Source organism: Polynucleobacter acidiphobus (genome assembly GCF_003065385.1).
In the GTDB taxonomy this organism is placed as follows: Bacteria; Pseudomonadota; Gammaproteobacteria; order Burkholderiales; family Burkholderiaceae; genus Polynucleobacter; species Polynucleobacter acidiphobus.
On the sequence record NZ_CP023277.1, the window covers coordinates 572179 to 592783 of the forward strand.

The 20605-nt window shown below is 48.5% G+C and carries 20 protein-coding genes; 15 read left to right on the plus strand and 5 right to left on the minus strand.

Going from position 1 to position 20605, the window contains the following annotated elements:
- Window positions 1-2: 2 nt before the first annotated feature.
- The 14 genes from pyrH to AOC32_RS03110 are packed head-to-tail and all read left to right on the plus strand — an operon-like array spanning window position 3 to window position 13086.
- Complete coding sequence (gene pyrH / locus AOC32_RS03045; protein ID WP_108508076.1) at window positions 3-713, plus strand: UMP kinase; 711 nt, start codon at window positions 3-5, stop codon at window positions 711-713.
- A 12-nt stretch (window positions 714-725) separates the two neighbouring features.
- Window positions 726-1286: a ribosome recycling factor gene (gene frr / locus AOC32_RS03050; protein WP_108508077.1), complete on the plus strand. Its 561-nt coding sequence runs from the start codon at window positions 726-728 to the stop codon at window positions 1284-1286.
- A gap of 18 nt (window positions 1287-1304) precedes the next feature.
- On the plus strand, window positions 1305-2093 hold the full coding sequence (gene uppS, locus AOC32_RS03055) for a polyprenyl diphosphate synthase (protein WP_108508078.1): 789 nt from the start codon (window positions 1305-1307) through the stop codon (window positions 2091-2093).
- A gap of 5 nt (window positions 2094-2098) precedes the next feature.
- Window positions 2099-2932 carry a phosphatidate cytidylyltransferase gene (locus AOC32_RS03060; protein WP_108508079.1) on the plus strand — a complete coding sequence of 278 codons (834 nt, stop codon included), beginning with the start codon at window positions 2099-2101 and terminating at the stop codon, window positions 2930-2932.
- Between the two features lie 15 nt (window positions 2933-2947).
- Complete coding sequence (ispC, locus tag AOC32_RS03065) at window positions 2948-4156, plus strand: 1-deoxy-D-xylulose-5-phosphate reductoisomerase (protein ID WP_108508080.1); 1209 nt, start codon at window positions 2948-2950, stop codon at window positions 4154-4156.
- Window positions 4157-4158: 2 nt separating this feature from the next.
- Complete coding sequence (locus tag AOC32_RS03070; protein WP_108508081.1) at window positions 4159-5283, plus strand: M50 family metallopeptidase; 1125 nt, start codon at window positions 4159-4161, stop codon at window positions 5281-5283.
- Between the two features lie 29 nt (window positions 5284-5312).
- Window positions 5313-7625 carry an outer membrane protein assembly factor BamA gene (gene bamA / locus AOC32_RS03075; RefSeq protein WP_108508082.1) on the plus strand — a complete coding sequence of 771 codons (2313 nt, stop codon included), beginning with the start codon at window positions 5313-5315 and terminating at the stop codon, window positions 7623-7625.
- Window positions 7626-7636: 11 nt separating this feature from the next.
- On the plus strand, window positions 7637-8170 hold the full coding sequence (locus tag AOC32_RS03080; RefSeq protein ID WP_234409793.1) for an OmpH family outer membrane protein: 534 nt from the start codon (window positions 7637-7639) through the stop codon (window positions 8168-8170).
- A gap of 5 nt (window positions 8171-8175) precedes the next feature.
- Window positions 8176-9249: a UDP-3-O-(3-hydroxymyristoyl)glucosamine N-acyltransferase gene (lpxD, locus tag AOC32_RS03085; RefSeq protein ID WP_108508083.1), complete on the plus strand. Its 1074-nt coding sequence runs from the start codon at window positions 8176-8178 to the stop codon at window positions 9247-9249.
- A gap of 21 nt (window positions 9250-9270) precedes the next feature.
- A complete protein-coding gene (fabZ, locus tag AOC32_RS03090; protein ID WP_108508084.1) occupies window positions 9271-9717 on the plus strand; it encodes a 3-hydroxyacyl-ACP dehydratase FabZ in 447 nt (148 codons plus the stop codon).
- Window positions 9717-10511, plus strand: coding sequence for an acyl-ACP--UDP-N-acetylglucosamine O-acyltransferase (gene lpxA / locus AOC32_RS03095; protein ID WP_108508085.1), 795 nt, complete (start codon window positions 9717-9719; stop codon window positions 10509-10511). Before fabZ ends, lpxA begins: the two co-directional genes overlap by 1 nt.
- Before the next feature lie 6 nt (window positions 10512-10517).
- Window positions 10518-11678 carry a lipid-A-disaccharide synthase gene (gene lpxB, locus AOC32_RS03100; RefSeq protein WP_108508086.1) on the plus strand — a complete coding sequence of 387 codons (1161 nt, stop codon included), beginning with the start codon at window positions 10518-10520 and terminating at the stop codon, window positions 11676-11678.
- Window positions 11679-11684: 6 nt separating this feature from the next.
- Entirely contained in the window at window positions 11685-12266 is a 582-nt protein-coding gene (gene rnhB / locus AOC32_RS03105) for a ribonuclease HII (protein ID WP_108508087.1), read from the plus strand.
- Window positions 12259-13086 carry a TrmH family RNA methyltransferase gene (locus tag AOC32_RS03110; RefSeq protein ID WP_108508088.1) on the plus strand — a complete coding sequence of 276 codons (828 nt, stop codon included), beginning with the start codon at window positions 12259-12261 and terminating at the stop codon, window positions 13084-13086. The genes rnhB and AOC32_RS03110 overlap by 8 nt, the downstream gene beginning before the upstream one ends.
- Before the next feature lie 6 nt (window positions 13087-13092).
- Here AOC32_RS03110 and ppsR read toward each other — a convergent pair whose 3' ends face one another.
- Window positions 13093-13929, minus strand: coding sequence for a posphoenolpyruvate synthetase regulatory kinase/phosphorylase PpsR (gene ppsR / locus AOC32_RS03115; RefSeq protein ID WP_108508089.1), 837 nt, complete (start codon window positions 13927-13929; stop codon window positions 13093-13095).
- 131 nt (window positions 13930-14060) lie between these two features.
- Here ppsR and ppsA point away from each other — a divergent pair, with 131 nt between their 5' ends.
- The gene (ppsA, locus tag AOC32_RS03120; RefSeq protein WP_108508090.1) at window positions 14061-16448 is read left to right on the plus strand and encodes a phosphoenolpyruvate synthase; all 2388 of its coding nucleotides are present in this window, start codon (window positions 14061-14063) and stop codon (window positions 16446-16448) included.
- A 44-nt stretch (window positions 16449-16492) separates the two neighbouring features.
- On the opposite strand, the gene AOC32_RS03125 is transcribed toward ppsA, so the two are convergent.
- From AOC32_RS03125 to AOC32_RS03140, 4 genes are read right to left on the minus strand one after another with little or no spacing between them, the layout of a single operon-like run.
- On the minus strand, window positions 16493-17329 hold the full coding sequence (locus tag AOC32_RS03125; RefSeq protein WP_108508091.1) for a peptidase: 837 nt from the start codon (window positions 17327-17329) through the stop codon (window positions 16493-16495).
- A gap of 2 nt (window positions 17330-17331) precedes the next feature.
- Complete coding sequence (locus tag AOC32_RS03130; RefSeq protein ID WP_108509315.1) at window positions 17332-18135, minus strand: transglutaminase family protein; 804 nt, start codon at window positions 18133-18135, stop codon at window positions 17332-17334.
- Between the two features lie 10 nt (window positions 18136-18145).
- Entirely contained in the window at window positions 18146-19123 is a 978-nt protein-coding gene (locus AOC32_RS03135) for an alpha-E domain-containing protein (protein ID WP_108508092.1), read from the minus strand.
- A gap of 3 nt (window positions 19124-19126) precedes the next feature.
- Window positions 19127-20539: a circularly permuted type 2 ATP-grasp protein gene (locus tag AOC32_RS03140; RefSeq protein ID WP_108508093.1), complete on the minus strand. Its 1413-nt coding sequence runs from the start codon at window positions 20537-20539 to the stop codon at window positions 19127-19129.
- Between the last annotated feature and the right edge of the window lie 66 nt (window positions 20540-20605).

A 20605-nucleotide genomic window follows, 5' to 3' on the forward strand; every position in this document is an offset into this window, starting at 1 on the left:
ATATGCCGGGATATCAGCGCGTTCTATTGAAGTTGTCGGGCGAGGCCCTGATGGGTGAGGATGCCTATGGAATCAATCCGAAAACGATTGATTCCATGGTCACCGAAATCGCTGAGGTGGTTCAATTGGGCGTTGAAATCGCCATCGTGATTGGTGGCGGCAATATCTTTCGTGGTGTAGCAGGCGGTGCAGCTGGGATGGATCGGGCCACGGCTGATTACATGGGGATGTTGGCCACCATGATGAACTCGTTGGCCTTACAAGATGCGCTAAGACAAAAAGGCGTTGAGGCAAGAGTGCAGTCTGCTTTGCGAATGGATCAAGTGGTCGAGCCTTATATTCGGCCGCGAGCCATTCGAGCCATGAAAGAGGGCAAGGTCGTAATTTTTGCTGCTGGTACGGGTAACCCATTCTTTACAACCGATACTGCGGCCGCATTGCGTGCCGCGGAAATGGGTGTCGAGGTGATGCTCAAAGCAACTAAGGTGGATGGCATCTACAGCAGCGATCCTAATAAAGATCCAAGTGCAACGTTGTATTCCACTATTACTTTTGATGAGTGCCTCATCAAAAATCTTCAGGTGATGGATGCAACTGCATTTGCTTTATGCCGCGATCGAAAATTACCTATCCGCGTGTTTTCGATCTTAAAACCAGGTGCATTATTGAGTGTTGTGCGGGGCGAGCCAGAAGGTACCCTAGTTCACGTTTAAAAGGAGAGTGGCATGTCGGCTGGACAAATAAAGACCAATGCAGATCAAAAAATGCAAAAGTCAATTGAGGCATTTAAAGCTAATCTCGCAAAAATCAGAACGGGTCGTGCCAACCCAGGTATTTTGGAGCACCTAATGGTGGATTACTACGGTAATCCCACGCCAATCTCGCAAGTGGCTAATCTAGGGCTTGCCGATGCGCGCACCATTAATGTGACCCCATGGGAAAAAAATATGGTCGCGGTCGTTGAGAAGGCGATTCGCGAATCAGACCTTGGTCTTAATCCTGCAACTCAGGGTACGGTGATTCGGGTGCCAATGCCCCCATTGACTGAGGAGCGTCGCAAAGAGCTGACCAAGGTCGTCAAAGCAGAGGGCGAAGAGACCAAAGTGGCAATTCGTAATTTACGACGCGATGCCAATGAGCATTTAAAGCGTTTGACCAAAGATAAAGAAATCTCTGAGGACGATGAGCGTCGTGCCCAGGACGAGATCCAGAAATTGACCGATAAGTTTGTGGCCGATGTGGATAAATTGGTGGTTGAAAAGGAAAAGGAAATCATGACGGTTTAACCGTCATGATTTGGTCAAATGACCCAAGCAGCTACCAGCTCTACGCTTGCTGTTCCTGCCGTTGGTAGTGTTCCTAGGCATGTTGCTATCATCATGGATGGCAATGGTCGTTGGGCAACTAAACGGTTTATGCCGCGTGTCGCTGGGCATTCAGAAGGGCTTGAGGCGGTACGCAAGGTGGTTGAGGAGTGCGTCAAGCAAAACGTTGAATACCTGACCTTATTTGCCTTTAGTTCAGAGAACTGGCGAAGACCCCCTGAGGAAGTTGGATTTTTAACAAAACTGTTTCTCAAATCCCTCCGTAAAGAGGTTGCTCGTCTTGCTGAAAATAATATTCGTCTGAAGATGATTGGCGACCTTAGTCGCTTTGGAACTGCGATCACCGAAATGGTCGAGTTCTCGGAAGAAAAAACCAAGGATTGCAACCGCTTAACCCTGACGATTGCCGCCAATTACGGTGGGCGCTGGGATATTTTGCAAGCGGTGCAAAAAGCATTGGCGCAAAACCCCCATCTTGATCCAGAGGGTATTTCCGAGGAGTGGTTGGCCCCCCATCTTTCGATGGCCTATGCCCCTGAGCCTGATTTATTCATTCGGACCGGTGGTGAGCAGCGGGTGAGTAATTTCCTCTTGTGGCAATTGGCATATACCGAACTCTATTTCACGGATATTCTTTGGCCAGACTTTAATGCGACTGAGTTGCAAAAAGCATTTCTTTGGTACGCCCAGCGGGAGCGTCGCTTTGGTCGCACTAGTGCCCAGCTGGTAGAAGAGTCCAACCCCATTCCCTTCTCTGATGCCGTCTAATTGGCATGCTTAAAACTCGGATCGTAACTGCCGTCATCATGCTGGCCATTTTGTTGCCAGTATTGTTTTTGTTACCCCCGATCTATCTCTCAGGATTATTTTTACTAATCCTAGTAACGGCCGCTTGGGAGTGGAGTCGCTTGATTGCCCCCAATGCATCGTATGCAGCCTATTTTTATGCGCTGATCTGCGCCATGGTCGTTCTTTTCCTCTGGCTCTTTGCAATTCCAACGGTGGAAATCGCTTTACTGAGTATCGCGCTTGCGTTTTGGATCATTGGTATGCCAATGATCCTATCTCAAGGGATTCATCTTTCCTTGTTACGGTGGCGATTTATTTTTAGCGTCCTTGGCTTCATTATTTTGCCAACCGCGTGGCTATCTCTGGATGTGCTTCGTGAAATCGGCTTATGGTGGTTATTAAGCGCTTTGATATTGGTTTGGCTCGCTGATATTGGCGCCTATTTTGTTGGTAAGTCTTTTGGTCGACGAAAGCTCGCTAGCCAAATTAGTCCAGGTAAGTCTGTGGAAGGGGCTCTCGGTGGCTTAGCCCTCTGTTTGGTGTACGCCATCGGCTGCGCACACTATTTACCAGCGGGCGATACCCTATTTGGATCGTTCCAGTCGAAATGGGGCTGGGGATGGATGCTTCTCATGACTGCAGTTTTGGCGGCTTACAGCATTATGGGAGATCTATTTGAGTCGCAACTCAAGCGGATCGCAAAAGTGAAGGACAGTAGCCATTTATTGCCGGGGCATGGAGGGTTCTTGGATCGTGTCGATGCTTTATTGCCGGTCATGCCAATCGCTGCATTATTCTCGATAATGGTGAGAAGTTAAAAACGACCCCCCCTTATGCACGATCTCATCACCCGAAATCTCTGTATCTTAGGATCCACCGGATCGATCGGCATGAATACGCTTGATGTGGTGCGCGCTCATCGAGATCAATTTAAGGTAAGTGCACTCACTGCCGGTCGGCAAATCGAACGTTTGGCTGAGCAATGTTTGGAGTTCAGACCCAAGATCGCAGTGGTTCACTCTGCGACTGACGCAAAAACGCTAAAGGAACTCCTAGAAGGCAAGGGTCTATCGATTGCTGTGCATCATGGCGAGGCGGGTCTCATTGCCGCAGTCTCAGAAAGTGACTGCGATACCGTGATGGCAGCCATTGTTGGTGCCGCTGGTCTGTTGCCCACCTTACGCGCGGCCGAACTTGGTAAGCGCGTATTGCTTGCGAATAAAGAGTCTCTAGTGATGTCTGGAGATATTTTTATGAGTGCCGCAATCCGAGGTGGCGCAGAGTTATTGCCAATCGATAGTGAACACAATGCAATTTTTCAGTGCTTACCACCGCACTTCACGAGTCCCAAAAATACCTCGCGGATGAAAGAGCATTTGGGGGTTGAGGAAATTTGGTTAACGGCTTCTGGGGGCCCTTTCCGGAATACTCCAATCGATCAACTGGCCAATATCACACCAGATCAGGCATGTGCTCATCCGAATTGGGTGATGGGTCGCAAAATTTCAGTTGATTCTGCAACCATGATGAACAAGGGGCTTGAAGTAATCGAGGCGCATTGGTTATTTGGTTTGCCGCTCGACCAAATTAAGGTGCTCATTCATCCGGAGAGCGTGGTGCACTCCATGGTGCGCTATCGAGATGGTTCGGTCATGGCTCAGCTCGGACAGCCAGATATGCGCACACCCATCGCATTTGGCTTGGCTTGGCCCAATCGCATTGATGCTGGTGTTGCGCCTCTCAATTTGACTCAGTTATCCGGTTTGCACTTTACCGAGCCCGATCTTTTGCGTTTTCCATGTTTAGGTCTTGCCTTTGCTGCTGCGAGGCAAGGGGGGACAAGCCCCACGGTTCTAAATGCTGCCAATGAGATTGCCGTCGCTGCATTTTTAGAAGGCCGCTTGCCATACTTGAAAATTGCGCAGGCCGTTGAGTTCGCGCTCAATCAGCTTCCTAACCAAAAGGCGGGATCTTTGGATGAGGTTCTATCGGTTGATCGAGAGGCCCGCCTCAAAACCAGTGATTGGATTACACGCCAATAAGCATGGAAGCGATTTCAACACTTCTTTATTTCTTAATCACCATTGGGATCTTGGTGAGTTTTCATGAGTTTGGTCATTACAGCGCCGCTCGGATGTGCGGGGTGAAGGTATTGCGGTTTGCTGTTGGTTTTGGCAAACCACTCCTAACCCTGAAATCAAAATCTGGAACCGAATGGGTCATTGCTGCGATTCCTTTGGGCGGTTATGTGAAGCTTTTGGATGGGCGAGATTCCGAGCAGCAGATATCGGCAGAGGAGCAAGCGGTTGCCTTTGATACTCAGCCCTTATGGCAGCGCTCATTGATTGTGGCTGCCGGTCCACTAGCTAACTTCTTGTTAGCCATTGTTCTGTTGGCGTTCATCTATATCAATGGCGTACCTCAATTGCCTGCACAAATACAGGCGCCTGCTGAGCAAACCATTGCAGCCCAGTTGAATATGGAAAAGGGCGATGAGATCTTGGCCTGGAAGTCTGCTGGGGATTCTCAATTTATACCGATTGTGAGTTGGAATGATCTACGCTGGCGTTTATTGGATGCAATCACCGCGGAGCGCGGCTTCTCCCTGGAGCTTGAGGCGGAGTCTGGTAAGCGCCATATTGTGGAATTTAAGGGCGATGCATTGCCTCGCCTGTCACCGGGGACGGACCCCTTTGCACGTTTGGGCATCCTACCCATTCCAGGTAAAGATTCCGAGGGAGAATCTACATGGTTTGAGCTCCAGCTCGGTCCAATTGACTCTCTGGTTTATGCCAGTGAACGGGTTTGGTTGATTACCAAGGTCTCGACCCGAATGATGATCGGCTTAATTACTGGGGAGACCTCCTTAAAACAGCTAAGTGGCCCGATTAGCATTGCCGATATGGCGGGTAAATCTGCCCAGTTTGGCTGGCAATCCTTCGTTTCTTTTCTGGCACTTCTTAGCATTAGCATTGGATTACTAAACCTCATCCCTTTGCCAATGTTAGATGGCGGTCAGCTCCTGTATGATGCATGGGAGTTGGTCTCTGGAAAGCGCTTATCCACTCAGTTGCAGGCAGTTTTTCAGCGATTTGGCTTTATATTGATTATTGCGCTCACACTATTTGCTGTATTTAACGATCTACAACGCTTATTTCTGTCTTCATGATCCGTTTTTCGTCACTTCCTAATCGCCTGATGCAATATTTAGCCTCGTGCTTTTGCATCATTCTGTTGGCCATTGCTGGATTCAATCAGCCGGCTCTTGCTGCGGACTCATTTATTGTCAAAGATATTCGGATTGAAGGTTTGCAGCGGGTTGAGCCTGGCACCGTATTTAGTTATCTACCTGTTCAAGTCGGTGAGCGGTTTACCCCTGAAAAGGCGGCTGACTCAATTAAAGCTTTATATGCCACCGGATTTTTTCGGGATGTTCAGATTCAGGCGCAGGGGGATGTCTTAATTGTGATTGTGGACGAGCGTCCCACAATCTCGCGGATTGAGTTCACCGGCATGAAGGAATTTGATCCTGAAGTGGTTCGCAAATCATTACGAAGCGTCGGGGTAGCAGACGCACGTTTTTATGACAAGGCCTTAATTGATAAAGCAGAGCAGGAGCTCAAGCGTCAATATGTGAGTAAAGGATTGTTTGCCGCTGAGGTGGTTACAACGGTTACTCCAGGAGCTCGCAATCAGGTGGCGATCTTCTTTAATATTGATGAAGGACCAGTAGCCAAGATTAAAGAGATTAATTTCATTGGCAACCAAGTATTTAGTGAAAGTACTTTGCGCAGTCAGATGCAGCTACAAACCGGTGGTTGGTTATCGTGGTACTCCAAAGATAATTTGTACTCAAAGCAAAAGCTAACTGCTGACCTCGAGACCATTCGTTCGTATTACCTCAATCGGGGCTATCTCGAGTTTGTGATCGAGTCCACCCAGGTTTCAATTACTCCTGATAAGCGCGACATCTATTTAACGATCAGTATTCGTGAGGGTAATAAATTTACCGTGAAGAATATTAGCCTCGCCGGGGAATTGCTGGGTAAAGAAAAAGAGTTTCAGTCACTCTTGACGATTAAAGCGGGTGATACTTTCTCATCGGCAAAGTTAGCGGAAAGTACCAAGGCTATTGCTGAGAAGTTAGGTTCGTATGGCTACGCCTTTGCGGTGATTAATCCGCAACCCGATATCCGGCGCGATTTGAATGAGGTCGATATCACGCTGGTGATTGATGCGGGTCGGCGCGTGTATGTGCGTAAAGTCGAAATTACGGGGAACTCAAAGACTCGCGATCTGGTGATTCGGCGTGAAATGCGACAGTTTGAGAGTGCCTGGTTTGATAGTGAAAAGATCCGCATTTCTAAGGAGCGGATTGGTCGAACTGGTTATGTGAAGGATAGTGAAATCACTACTGCCGATGTTCCTGGCTCACCCGATCAGGTGGATGTGAACGTGAAGGTTGAGGAAAAGCCAACCGGCGCGATCTCGATTGGTGCTGGATTTTCTTCTACTGAAAAATTGATCCTGACCGCTGGTATTAATCAAGAGAATGCGTTTGGAACCGGAACCAGTATTGGTCTTAATTTCTCGCTCGGTAAGATTAATCAATCCTTAGCGCTTTCGCAGTACGACCCTTACTTTACCGAAGATGGCATTAGTCGCTATACCGACTTTTTCTATCGTTCCAATAAGCCGCTGTATTACGTGGGAGATCCTGATTATCAGATTAAGTCTTTTGGTACCAACTTAAAGTTTGGAGTGCCTTACACCGAAGTGGATCGGGTATTTTTTGGAACCGGCCTCGAGTTTTTTGATATTTACGTGACTCAAAATACTCCGCAACCCTATCAGACCTATGTGCAAGACTGGGGCCAAACCATCCCAAGTCGATTGCAAACTTATAACATTCCAATTACGGTTGGCTGGGCACGCGATGGCCGTGATAGTGCACTGATTCCATCGAAAGGATCTTTACAGCGTTTATCAGGAGAGGTTGGAACGCCTTTGGGTAATTTGCTGTTCTACCAATTGAATGCTCAATATCAGCAATACCACTCATTCTCCAAGGGCAATATCTTGTCTTTCAATGGTGAAATTGGCTATGGTGAAGGCTACGGTAACAAGCCATACCCGATTACCAAGAACTACTTTGTGGGCGGCATTGGTTCGGTTAGGGGCTACGCACCGGGATCGCTTGGGCCGAAGTATTTCAACACTACCACGGGTACTTTCTTGCCTACCGGTGGCCAGTCGAAGATCGTCACCAATATTGAATACACCTTCCCAGTTCCTGGCTCGGGGGCAGACAAGACCTTGCGCCTCTTCACCTTTGCGGATGGCGGTAATGCCTTCCAGGACATTAACTTAGTACTACGGTATTCCTACGGGGTCGGTTTATCATGGATATCCCCATTGGGTCCGTTAAAATTTAGCTACGGTATTCCAATCAATGCACAGCCGACGGATAATATCCAAAGACTGCAGTTTCAGGTGGGTACAGCGTTTTAATCGTAAGGAAAATGATGATGATTCAGGGATTAATGACCAAAGGGTCTAAATTAGTTATAACCGCATTCTTGACGGGTGTTTGTTCCGTCGCTTTTGCTCAAGAAGCTGCACCTCGTATTGCGTTTGTGAATGCCGAGAAGATTTTTGTTGAGTCCAATATGGCAAAAGCAGCTCAATCGCGTTTGCAAAATGAGTTTGCAAAACGTCAAAATGAAATTCGGGATGGCGCACAGAAAATTAAGGCCGCGGCTGAGAAGTTGGATAAAGAGGCTGCCGTAATGCCTGAGGCTGAGAGAATTCGAAAGCAGAGAGAGTTGGCTGACTTTGATCGTGAGTTGCAACGTAAGAATCGTGAGCTAAACGATGATGCCAATCAACGTAATGCTGAAGAGCGAGCAAAAATTGCTGAAAAGGCAAATATTGCAATTCGACAAGTGGCTGAACAGCGTAAGATCGACGTGATTTTTCAAGAACCCCCAGCGTACCTCAATCCAAGACTTGATGTGACCGATGAGGTTATCAGGGTGTTAAATAACCTCAAGTAATTCAGATGCCAACCGCCATCGAGCTAGCCGAACAATTTCAAGTTAGCTTGGTGGGGGATGGTTCACGATTATTACGAGGGCTTGCTCCGCTTGAGCGAGCCCAGTCGGACGAGATCTCCTTTTTATCGAATCCCCTCTATCGCCAACAGGCGCTTGATAGTGATGCGGGTGCATTAATTGTCAGTGAAGCGGATTTAAAGTTCTTGCAAGGCCATTCTCAGTCAGCAAAGACAAGTTATCTGGTATCAAAAAATCCCTACGCCAGCTTCGCTAAGATGGCACAGTGGTTTGCAAAGCAAAGTGCCCCAATCTACCCCCCGGGAATTAGTCCTATGGCAGTCGTGGATACTACTGCTGTGATCCCCGCCTCATGCCATATTGGACCCTTTGTTCAGATTGGCCCTGGAGTTCGCTTGGGAGAGCGTACAGTTCTTCTGGGTCAAATTAGTATTGGTGAGGGCACCACCTTAGGCGATGATTGCCTCATTTACCCCAACGTGACGATTTATCACGATTGTTTAGTGGGCGATCGTTGCATTATTCATAGCGGTGCCGTGATAGGGGCTGATGGCTTTGGCTTTGCCCCTGACTTTTCATCGCAAGGCGGCCAATGGCTCAAAATCCCACAAACGGGTGGAGTGCGGATTGGTCAGGATGTTGAAGTGGGAGCCTGTACGACGATTGATCGGGGAGCAATGGCGAATACCGCCATTGGCGATGGTTGCAAGATCGATAACCAAGTACAAATTGCACACAATGTGGTGATTGGTGTTCATACCGTGATTGCTGGTTGTGCTGCCATCGCTGGTAGCACGACCATTGGTAATTACTGTGTGATTGGTGGCAATGCCAATTTCGCGGGCCATCTTCAGATTGCAGACTGTACCACCGTATCGGGCGGCACCCCTGTAATTCGTTCTATAACAGAGCCTGGTACGCACATTACCGGTGTTTTTCCTTCCATGCCCCATTCCGCCTGGGAGCGAAATGCAGCCATTTTGCGCGGACTGGATAAAATACGGGAGCGGATTCGGGGTCTTGAAAGCAAATCATCCGATTCGGTTGGTAAACCCGATTAGTAACTTTTTTATGGATACGCTATGAGTCAAGCAGTGATTGATATTCACAGGATTCTGAAACTACTACCCCATCGATATCCATTTTTATTGGTCGATCGGGTCATTGAGTTGGATCCTGGAAAAACCATCAAGGCATTGAAAAATGTCACGATGAATGAGCCATTCTTCCAAGGTCATTTCCCTGACTTTCCGGTCATGCCAGGTGTTCTCATTATTGAAGCCCTAGCTCAAACCGCAGCACTCTTAACATTTTCTGAGGAGCACGACCCCGAGGATGTGTATTACTTTGCCGGAATCGATGGCGCACGTTTTAAACGGATCGTATTACCTGGTGACCAGCTCATCATGCACGCTACATTTGAGCGCGGTAAGGCGGGAATTTATAAGTTTCAGGTCAAGGCGACCGTCCAAGATGAATTAGCGGCTGAGGCATCGATTACCTGTGCGGTTCGAAAGAAGAGTGCGTAATGGCCACAATTCATGCAAGTGCCATCGTTGATTCCAAGGCCCAACTAGCCGATAGCGTCGTTATTGGTCCCTATGCTGTGATTGGGCCTCATGTCACCATGAGTTCAGGTTGTACGGTTGGTTCACACAGCGTGATTGAGGGGCACACAACGCTCGGACAAGATAACCGGATTGGTCACTTTGCAGCCATCGGCGGCGAACCGCAGGACATGAAATACCGTGGTGAGCCCACCCAATTGATCATTGGTGACCGAAATACGATTCGGGAGTTCACCACCATTCATACGGGTACTGCCCAAGATCGGGGAATCACTCGAATCGGTAATGACAATTGGATCATGGCCTATGTGCATATTGCGCATGATTGCCAAATTGGTAATCACACCATCTTCTCAAGCAATGCCCAGATTGCAGGGCATGTTGAAGTAGGGGATTGGGCGATTCTTGGTGGAATGTCCGGCGTTCATCAGTTTGTGCGCATTGGTGCGCATGCCATGTTAGGTGGGGCCTCGGCGCTCGTGCAAGATATCCCCCCCTTTGTGATGGCGGCGGGTGATAAAGCTGGACCGCATGGAATCAATGTCGAGGGCCTAAAGCGACGTGGTTATTTACCGGAGGCGATTATGGAGCTTCGTAATGCCTATAAGGTTTTATATAAAGATGGGCTAAGTTTTGAAGAGGCGAAAGTCGCTATCGATGCCATGGCAAAGCAACAAACTGATCCCAAAACCCAAGGGGCCTTGGTTCAGTTCTATCAATTCTTAGCCGCCTCCAGTCGCGGCATCATCCGGTAACTGATTTTGCCGAGTCTGGCTTGTGTTGCAGGAGAGCCGTCTGGGGATTTAATCGCAGCCCCTGCGCTTTCAGCCCTAAAGCAAATACCGTACACCCGTGATCTTAGGATGTTTGGGATTGGCGGGCCAGCGATGCAAGCAGAAGGTTTTAATTCCCGTTGGCCGATGGAGACCTTAAGTGTGCGGGGATACGTCGAAGCGCTTGCGCAACTACCTGCCATTTTGCGATTACGCTCTGAGTTATTGCACTACCTTTTAAAGGTCGAGCGGCCCGATGTCTTTTTAGGTGTTGATGCGCCTGACTTTAATTTGGGGGTCGAGACCCGCTTAAAGCAGCATGGAGTCCCAACGCTTCATTTAGTCTCCCCATCCATTTGGGCCTGGCGTGGTGGCCGCATTCATAAGATTGCTCGCGCGGTCGATCGGGTTCTGTGTTTATTTCCATTTGAGCCGGAGATTTATGAGAAGGCTGGGATTGCTGCAAGTTATGTTGGTCACCCCTTAGCAAGTGAGATCCCAGAAATCGTGGATCAGACTGCAGCGAAGAACAGTTTGGGCATTGATGGCATCGCGATTGCGGTGTTACCTGGCAGTCGTCAGTCGGAAATTGAACTAATCGGCCCACTATTTTTTGAGACTATTGCCATTCTTGCAAAACAATTGAAGGGGCAAAAGCTTCATTTTGTGCTTCCTATTGCCGCACCTCATTTACGACCTGCCGTTGAACGTTTACAGCAACAATTAGTAGCCAACAATCCCGATATTCAATTAATCTTATTGGATGGAGATGCCAATCTGGCCTTAGCCGCTGCCGATGTGGTCTTGATCGCAAGTGGAACCGCAACCTTACAGGCGGCCCTTTGGAAAAAACCCATGGTGATTTCATATAAGGTGCCTTGGCTAACGGCCCAGATTATGAAACGACAGGGGTATTTGCCATACGTGGGTTTGCCCAATATTCTGTGTGGCGAGTTTGTGGTGCCCGAGCTTTTACAAGATGCAGCCAAGCCCGAGGTCTTGGTTCGCGAAGTGATGCATTGGTTGAATCACCCCGCCGCGGTTCAAAAACTCCAAAAGCGCTTTGAAGAGCTGCATCGAATACTGAAACGGCCAACTGGGCTTTTAGTAGCCCAAGCAATTGAGCAAACCTTGCGTGAGAGAGCCTAGTTCACCATGAGTATTTGGATATGCGGGGTTGATGAGGCGGGGCGCGGTCCATTGGTTGGTGCAGTCGTCGCAGGAGCGGTCGTACTAGATTCTCAGCAACCCATTGTTGGATTAAAAGACTCAAAAAAGTTGAGTCCTGCCAAGCGCGAAGCACTTTATGCTGAAATTACGTCAAAGGCGAAGGCCTGGGGTATTGGTGAGGCATCCCCTGGGGAGATCGATAAGCTCAATATCTTGCAAGCGACCATGTTGGCGATGCAACGAGCGATACAGTCCTTAGTTGATCAGATGGGTGAGTGGCCAGGCGAAGCCCTGATCGATGGCAATCGTTGCCCATCCCTGCCTATTCCAGCGCGCGCAATTATTCAGGGGGACGCAAAAGAGCCAGCTATCTCAGCTGCATCGATCTTGGCTAAGGTACATCGCGATCGACAGATGCAAATCCTGCATGAACAGTTTCCTCAATATGGCTTTAATCAGCACATGGGCTATCCAACCGAGGCCCATATTGCCGCTCTTAAGCACTATGGCCCATGTGCGGAGCATCGGCGCTCATTTGCGCCAGTGCGGGAGCTCATCAATGCATAACTCCAAGGGTGTCATTTCATCGAAAGAAAATAATTTACTCAAGCGCATTCGTCAGCTTCAGCAAGCCGGTAGTAAAGGGCAGAAGGCTCGCCAGGAGTCTCAGCTTGCGGTCATGGAAGGCATCCATTTATTGCAAGTCTGGCAAGGCGACCCGCGTTTGCAGAGCATCTTGATTACTCCAGCAGCACTCACGAATGCGGAGATTGCAGCGATTATTGATAGCCATTGTGAACAATGTCCGGAGGTTGAGATTCAGTTGGTTGATGAGTCTTTATGGTCTTCCATCACTGAGCTAGAGCGTGCTCCGCAAATCATGGGCTTGGTTCGCCTAGAGCCTCCAAAAAATACCTCGAAGAATCTACTGGGGGACACTATTGTTTTGGATGCCATTCAGGATGCTGGGAATGTCGGAACGATTTTGCGTACCGCCTTGGCCTGTCATTTCAATCAGATTGTGTGTACGGCAGGAACTGCCCATATTTGGTCGCCGAAGGTGCTTCGTGCGGCCATGGGAGCGCATCGTTACCTGACTTTTTATGAGGCACAAAGCATCGATGCCGTGACCAGTAATATTGAGGCACCCTTATTGGCAACGACCATGAGCGCGGAGCACTCACTGTATTCAATCGAAGCAAGTCTACAAAAGCCGGTTGCTTGGGTATTTGGTAATGAGGGGCAAGGAGTGTCTCCAAAGCTCTTGGGGCAAGCTACCCTGATTCGGGTTCCTCAAAATCCGAAGCTGGAGTCTTTAAATGTGGCGAGCACCGCCGCGGTTTGTTTGTACGAGACTCTGCGTGCGCGAGGGCAATTTAATTCCTAGGCATCCCTAGCCAAGGATGGTTTTATCGGAGCGAATGGCCTGAAGAATGGTGGTTGCAATCTCTTCAATCGATTTGCTAGTGGTCGAGACCCATGGAATAGACTCGCGTCGCATCATGGCAGTGGCTTCATTAATCTCATATCGACAGTTTTCTAGCTTGGCATAGTTACTTCCCGGCCGGCGTTCGTTTCTGATCTCAGAGAGGCGTTCGGGGTCGATCGTTAAACCAAAAATCTTTTGTTTATGAGAGAGAAGATCCTTGGGCAACTGGCCGCGCTCAAAATCTTCGGGGATTAAGGGGTAATTGGCTGCCTTTAATCCATACTGCATCGCCAGGTAAAGGCTGGTTGGTGTTTTGCCAACTCGAGATACGCCCACCAAAATCACATTCGCATCGACTAGATTTTGATTAGACTGGCCGTCGTCATGGGCTAAGGAATAGTTAATCGCTTCAATGCGATTTTTATAGGCATCGGTATCGGCATTGTGATGCAGGCGATTAATCGCATGGGTTGAGCGCATTCCTAGAGTTTGTTCAAGGGGCGCCACAAAGGTTTGGAACATATCAAGTACCAGGGCCTTGGCTTGGCCAACGATCTGATTCACCTCTGGATTGACGAGGGTGGTAAAGACAATCGCTTGGCCATACTTGGGATCGGTGCCATTGATTTGAGATACCGCGTCATGCGCTTTATCCACAGTATCCACAAAAGGAATGCGAACCTGTCGAAAGCTGGTCTCGAACTGCGCCAGGATCGATTGACTAAAGTTTTCAGCGGTAATACCTGTTCCATCCGAGACGATGTAAACAATGCGAGGTAGGGTATTGGCGGAAAGAGTCATGGTGTTTAGCGAGACAAAGATTGATTAAAAAATAGGCAAATTAGGGTCCAGTAATACAATAATGTTTATTCAAGTATGCCCGATTTTAGGAGCAACGCTTTACCCAGTTTTTTAACTTTACGAGAGTCTTTATGTCTATGCAAAATAAGCAAAACGCCTATGTTTTGCCTTTTGAGGAGCTGCGTGTCGGCGATGTTGAGTCGGTAGGCGGTAAAAATTCCTCACTAGGTGAAATGATTTCACAATTGGCATCTGCAGGGGTGCGTGTTCCAACCGGTTTTGCCACTACATCGATCGCATTTCGGGATTTCTTAAAACATAATCAACTGGATCAAAAGATTTCAGAGCGGCTTGCTAAGCTCAATGTTGATGATGTTCGCGCTTTAGCAGAAGCGGGTGCGCAGATTCGTTCATGGATCGAGGGAGCCAATTTTCAACCTCAATTAGAAGCCGATATACGAGAGGCGTTTCAAAAACTCGATGCATCGGGCAAGGGATCCTTCGCGGTCCGCTCCTCAGCAACGGCTGAGGATCTGCCAGATGCCTCTTTTGCTGGTCAGCAAGAAACCTTTTTGAACGTATCGGGTATCGATGATGTGCTAAAAAAGATACGGGAGGTATTTGCATCCCTGTATAACGATCGCGCGATTTCCTATCGCGTTCACAAAGGATTTGCCCACGCCGATGTGGCGCTTTCTGCGGGTGTGCAACGCATGGTACGCTCAGATCTTGGAGCAGCAGGCGTGATGTTCACGCTCGATACCGAGTCTGGTTTTCCTGGGGTGGTCTTTATTACCTCAAGCTATGGTTTGGGCGAGACCGTGGTGCAGGGCGCAGTCAACCCCGATGAGTTTTATGTCTTCAAAGAAACCTTAGCAAAAGGCAAAAAAGCCATCATCAGGAAGTCATTGGGATCGAAATTAATTCAGATGCAATTTGCTCCCCAAGGTTCTGCAGAGCGCGTACAAACCGTTGAGGTAGCCCCCGAAGAGCGCAATCGTTTCTCAATTAGCGATGAAGATGTCACAGAACTTGCCAAGTATGCGGTCATTATCGAGAAACACTATGGTCGACCCATGGATATCGAATGGGGCAAAGACGGTGTGGATGGCAAGATCTACATCCTTCAAGCCCGTCCAGAGACCGTGAAGAGCCAAGCGGCCGATCAAGTGGAACTGCGGTATCACTTAAAGGGAAATTCAAAAGTCATTACAACGGGCCGAGCCATTGGTCAAAAAATTGGAGGTGGCCCGGTTCGTGTGATTCGGGACGCCAGCGAAATGGATCGGGTTCAGCCTGGTGATGTGTTGGTAGCCGACATGACCGACCCGAATTGGGAGCCCGTGATGAAGCGTGCCGCGGCGATTGTTACCAATCGAGGTGGGAGAACCTGTCATGCCGCCATCATTGCGCGTGAACTTGGTGTTCCTGCAGTTGTGGGTTGCAGTAATGCAACCGATGTCTTACAAGATGGTGCGGTAGTTACCGTTTCCTGCGCTGAGGGTGATGAAGGACGTATTTATGACGGCCTGATTGAAACCGAGGTTACTGAGGTGAAGCGCGGTGTTTTGCCAGAGATACCAGTCAAAATCACCATGAACATCGGCAACCCTCAGTTAGCGTTTGACTTCTGCCAACTGCCCAATGCAGGGGTTGGCTTAGCTCGCTTGGAATTTATTATCAATAACTACATTGGCGTGCATCCACGAGCTGTGTTGGAGTATCCCAATATTGATGCTGATCTAAAGCGGGCGGTAGAGAGTGTGGCCCGCGGCTATTCTAGTCCTCGAGCATTTTATGAGGATAAATTGGTCGAAGGCGTAGCAACCATTGCAGCGGCTTTTTATCCCAAGCCAGTGATTGTGCGCTTATCTGACTTTAAGTCCAATGAGTATAAAAAGTTGATCGGTGGATCGCGTTACGAACCAGATGAAGAAAATCCGATGCTCGGTTTTCGGGGGGCATCGCGGTATGTGTCGGAGGATTTTGGCGAGGCCTTTGCTCTCGAATGCGCTGCGATGAAGCGGGTGCGCGAGGAAATGGGCTTAGATAATGTCGAGATCATGGTGCCGTTTGTGCGTACGATTGCACAAGCAAAGCGTGTGATTGACATGATGGCCAAGTTTGGTCTACAACGTGGAGTGAATGGCCTGAAATTGATCATGATGTGTGAGATTCCATCGAATGCTATTCTGGCCGATCAATTCCTGGAATACTTTGATGGCTTCTCAATCGGTTCAAACGACATGACCCAGTTAACCCTGGGACTTGATCGCGACTCTGGCATGGAACTCTTAGCAATTGATTTCGATGAGCGCGATCCTGCTGTGGAGTTCATGATTGAGCGCTCGATCGATGCCTGCGTCAAACAAGGGAAGTACGTTGGTATTTGTGGACAGGGCCCATCGGACCACCCAGACTTTGCCAAGTGGCTAGTAAGAAAGGGAATTACCTCAATCTCACTAAACCCAGATAGTGTCGTACAAACCTGGGAGTTTTTGGCCAAGAACGGATCGTAGGTCTAATCCAGAACGACCAATAAGGCGGGCAAGACCCGCCTTATTTATTTGCTTCTTGGTCGTTTTACTTGTCTTGAAGATTTGCCTTTGGGCTTATGAATAGGCACCGTACCCAGTTTCTTTGAAGGCGATTGAATGGAAATACTTTTCTTGGAGCCATTCCAACTGGGCTCTGGAATGCTGAGCGCCACTTCCTTGAGTTTCTCTCCCCAAATTCGGTGCATCATCTCAAAGTAGGGATTATCTTCATCAATCGTGATTAACTTATCTAAATTGAAAGAGTCTTTCTCATAGACCAAAAGATCGAGTGGTAAGCCAACGGAGATATTACTTTTGATGGTTGAGTCCATCGAGATCAGGACACATTTAGTGGCTAAATTCAGTGGCGTATTAAAACGAATCACTCGATCGAGAATAGGTTTACCGTATTTAGATTCGCCAATTTGAAAGTAGGGAGTCTCTGGTGTGGTTTCAATGAAGTTACCGGCAGCATAAATATTGAATAAACGGGGTTTCTCACCCTGGATTTGTCCACCAAAAATTAAGTTGCAATTGAACTCAATCCCTGACTTTTGCAGATCCTCAAAATCGCGCTCCCGTACTTTTTTAACGGCTGAACCAACCACTGTCGCTGCCTCGTGACAGCTTTTGGCATTCCAAAGATTGATGCCATCAAACATTTCGCCCTGGAGGAGGATCTCTTTGACTGCTTGGGTAATGGCTAAGTTACCCGAGCTCATGAGAACAAAAAAGCGCTCGTGATCTTGATGAAAGAGGGCCATCTTACGAAAGGTGCCAATTTGATCAACTCCCGCATTGGTCCGAGTATCGGCCAAGAACACCAGGCCCTCATTTAGGCAAAGGGCAACGCAATAGGTCATGGTTAAAGCACTTTCACTTGTTGGATGGCAATGCGAGCCTGAAGCTCTTCTTGGCCACCACCGGAACGGATTCCTTTGATGGGCGCAGCTGAATAATAATCCCTTCCAGTTGCCAAACGAATATGCCGTTGATCCGTCAGGCAGGCATGGGTTACATCAATGCTAATCCAGCGACCTTGATTTGCATTCAAACAAACATCCACCCAGGCGTGACTCGCTAGGTTTGGGGATTCTTCGGCAAAAAAGTAGCCGCTGACATAGCGCGCAGGAATATTGGCATACCGACATAGGCTCAGCATGATGTGGCTATGGTCTTGGCATACCCCAGTTTGCATCGCAAATGATTGGGCCGCGGTCGTTGCAAAGGTTGTGACACCCGCTTGATAGCGAATGCCTACACGAATCGCATCGGCTAAAGCCAAAACGGAGTCAATGTCACGTTTTTTTGGAAGTGCCGATTCAAAATACGATTGCATTGGTTCCGATATTTGTGTCAGGGTAGTGGGCTGCAAAAGATAGTACGGGGATACTGCATGGGCATCATCCTGGTACTCATAGCATCCAAAGCTTTTAACTTCTCCTTTGGCAGTAATGCTCATTGATTTATAGGGCGTGTCGAGCACTAATGTTTGGCAGGTATTCCCAAAAGTATCTTGAGTGGATTTTGCTTTCACGGGCGACTGAATTTGCCATTTCACAATCGTTTGCCCTTTGCTATCGAGAGGGCTTAGTCTTAACTCCTGAATCGAATAGCGAACTAGATTGTCATATTGGTATTCGGTACGGTGCTCAATTTGTAAGTGCATAGATTTCATCTTAGGCAACGGCAAGGGGGATGAGATATGCATTACTGAGCTCGTCACCGATGTGGTTAATTCGTTTTAAAAACTGCTTGGTGAACTCTTCAAGACCCACATGAAAGACTTCATTGATATCCGAGTAATCAAGGTCTGCTTGGAGTTTGCCAATAAGACGTTCTATCTCTTTAGAATTCTGATTTCGAACTTCACCCAGCAGCACAATTAAATCCCCCACGCAATAGCGCAATGAGCGGGGCATTTGTTGATTAAAGATTAGGAGTTCTGCTGCCTTTTGAGGAGTAATTTGGTCTGAGTAAATCTGCCGATAGATCTCAAAAGCAGATACAGAACGCAACAGGGCAGCCCAATGATAGAAATCAAAGAATGCTGAATCCGCCTCCTCATGGACATCTTGAATGGGTTTTAGTTGACGCAAGCTGGCTGGATCTTGGTACTTGGTTTCTAAGATGCGAGCAGTATTATCGGCGCGCTCCAGTAGGGTGCCAATTCGCATGAAGTAGTAAGCCTCATTTTTTAGCATGGTGCCATGCATGACCCCCCGTGAGAGGTGGCAGCGATATTTAACCCAATCTAAGAGGCTGCTAGGATCCGCATAATCCTGTCTAGCAAGTAATTGCGATAATTCAAGCCAGGTAGTGTTCTGAGTTTCCCACAGCTCAGAGGTAATCCGTCCACGAATCGCCCGGGCATTCTCGCGAGCGGCGCGCAAGCAAGACACAATGCTCGATGGATTATTCGCATCCGCGATCATGAACCGCAAAATGGATTCCTGGTTCATCTGAGAATGGCTCGCTAGGAACGCCGGTTCCAGTTTGGAGATGGTGAGTAATTTACGCCAACTTTGGTCTCGATATTCAGAGGGCTGCGGCAGCAACGAGGTTTGATAGTTCACATCGAGCATACGCGCGGTATTCTCAGCCCGCTCGGTATAACGAGCCATCCAATAGAGGCAATCGGCGGTGCGGCTTAACATGAACTAGTCCTCCAATACCCAAGTATCTTTAGTACCACCGCCTTGTGAAGAGTTCACAACCAAGGAGCCCTCCTTGAGGGCAACGCGAGTTAGTCCTCCTGGAACCATCTTGATGGTTTCGCCAGAGAGCACAAAGGGTCTAAGATCAATATGGCGCGGAGCTATCCCAGATTCAACAAAGGTTGGGCAGGTTGATAGGGAGAGGGTGGGTTGGGCGATGTACTGGTCGGGGTGTTGGATTAAGTTTGCTCGAAAGCGCTCAATCTCCTCTTTGGTGGATGCTGGGCCTACCAGCATGCCATAGCCACCGGCGCCATGGGTCTCTTTGACGACCAGCTCATTAAGATGAGCTAGCGTGTACGCCAGATCTTCAGCCTTGCGGCATTGATAAGTGGGCACGTTGTTAAGGATAGGCTTTTCACCTAAGTAGAACTCAATCATTTGCGGTACATAAGGATAAATGGATTTGTCGTCCGCAATTCCAGTGCCAATCACGTTGGCTAGGGTGACATTGCCCGCACGGTAAGCATTGAGTAGACCCGCTACGCCCAATGCAGAATCCGCCCGAAACGCTAGAGGATCTAAGAAGTCATCGTCAATGCGTCGATAGATCACATCGACCCGCTGAGGCCCTTGGGTGGTTCGCATGAACACTTCTTCATCTTTGACATAAAGGTCCTTACCTTCGACTAGTTCGACACCCATTTGTTGAGCAAGGTAAGTATGTTCAAAGTAGGCCGAGTTAAACATGCCTGGTGTGAGTACAACCACATTTGGTTTTTTCACTCCCTCAGGTTTAACGGACTTGAGGCACTCTAAAAGAAGGTCAGGGTAGTGCTCAACAGGGGCAACTCGATAGCGCTGGAATAGATCGGGAAAGAGTCGCATCATCATCTTGCGATCTTCGACCATATAGGACACGCCAGATGGAACGCGCAGATTGTCTTCTAAAACATAAAACTCACCGGCACCCGCACGCACAATATCAATCCCTGCGATTTGGGCATAAATATTGCGTGGGACCTCCACATATCGCATTTCAGGGCGATATTGGGCATTATTAAAAATCTGCTCCCCGGGAATAATCCCGGCTTTGATGATTGCCTCGTCGTGATAGATATCATGAATAAAGTGATTGAGTGCGGTCACGCGTTGCCGCAGACCTGCCTCAAGTGTTGACCACTCTTGGGCCGTAAATATCCGCGGTACTTGATCAAATGGAATGGTGCGTTCAGTCCCTAAGTCGTCACCATAGACCGCAAAGGTGATGCCAACCCGCCGAAAGATGAGATCGGCCTCAGCCCGTTTAAGGGCCATCAGAGCATCACTTTGCTCAGTCAACCATTGCTGAAAGATGGCATAGTGGGGTCTAGCCGCACCATGTGCATCCAACATTTCGTCATACGGGGTTTTCATAGCCTTTACGGTATTACGCCAGCATGACAAATCAACCGGAAATTGGCATGCCTTGGTGCAAATATG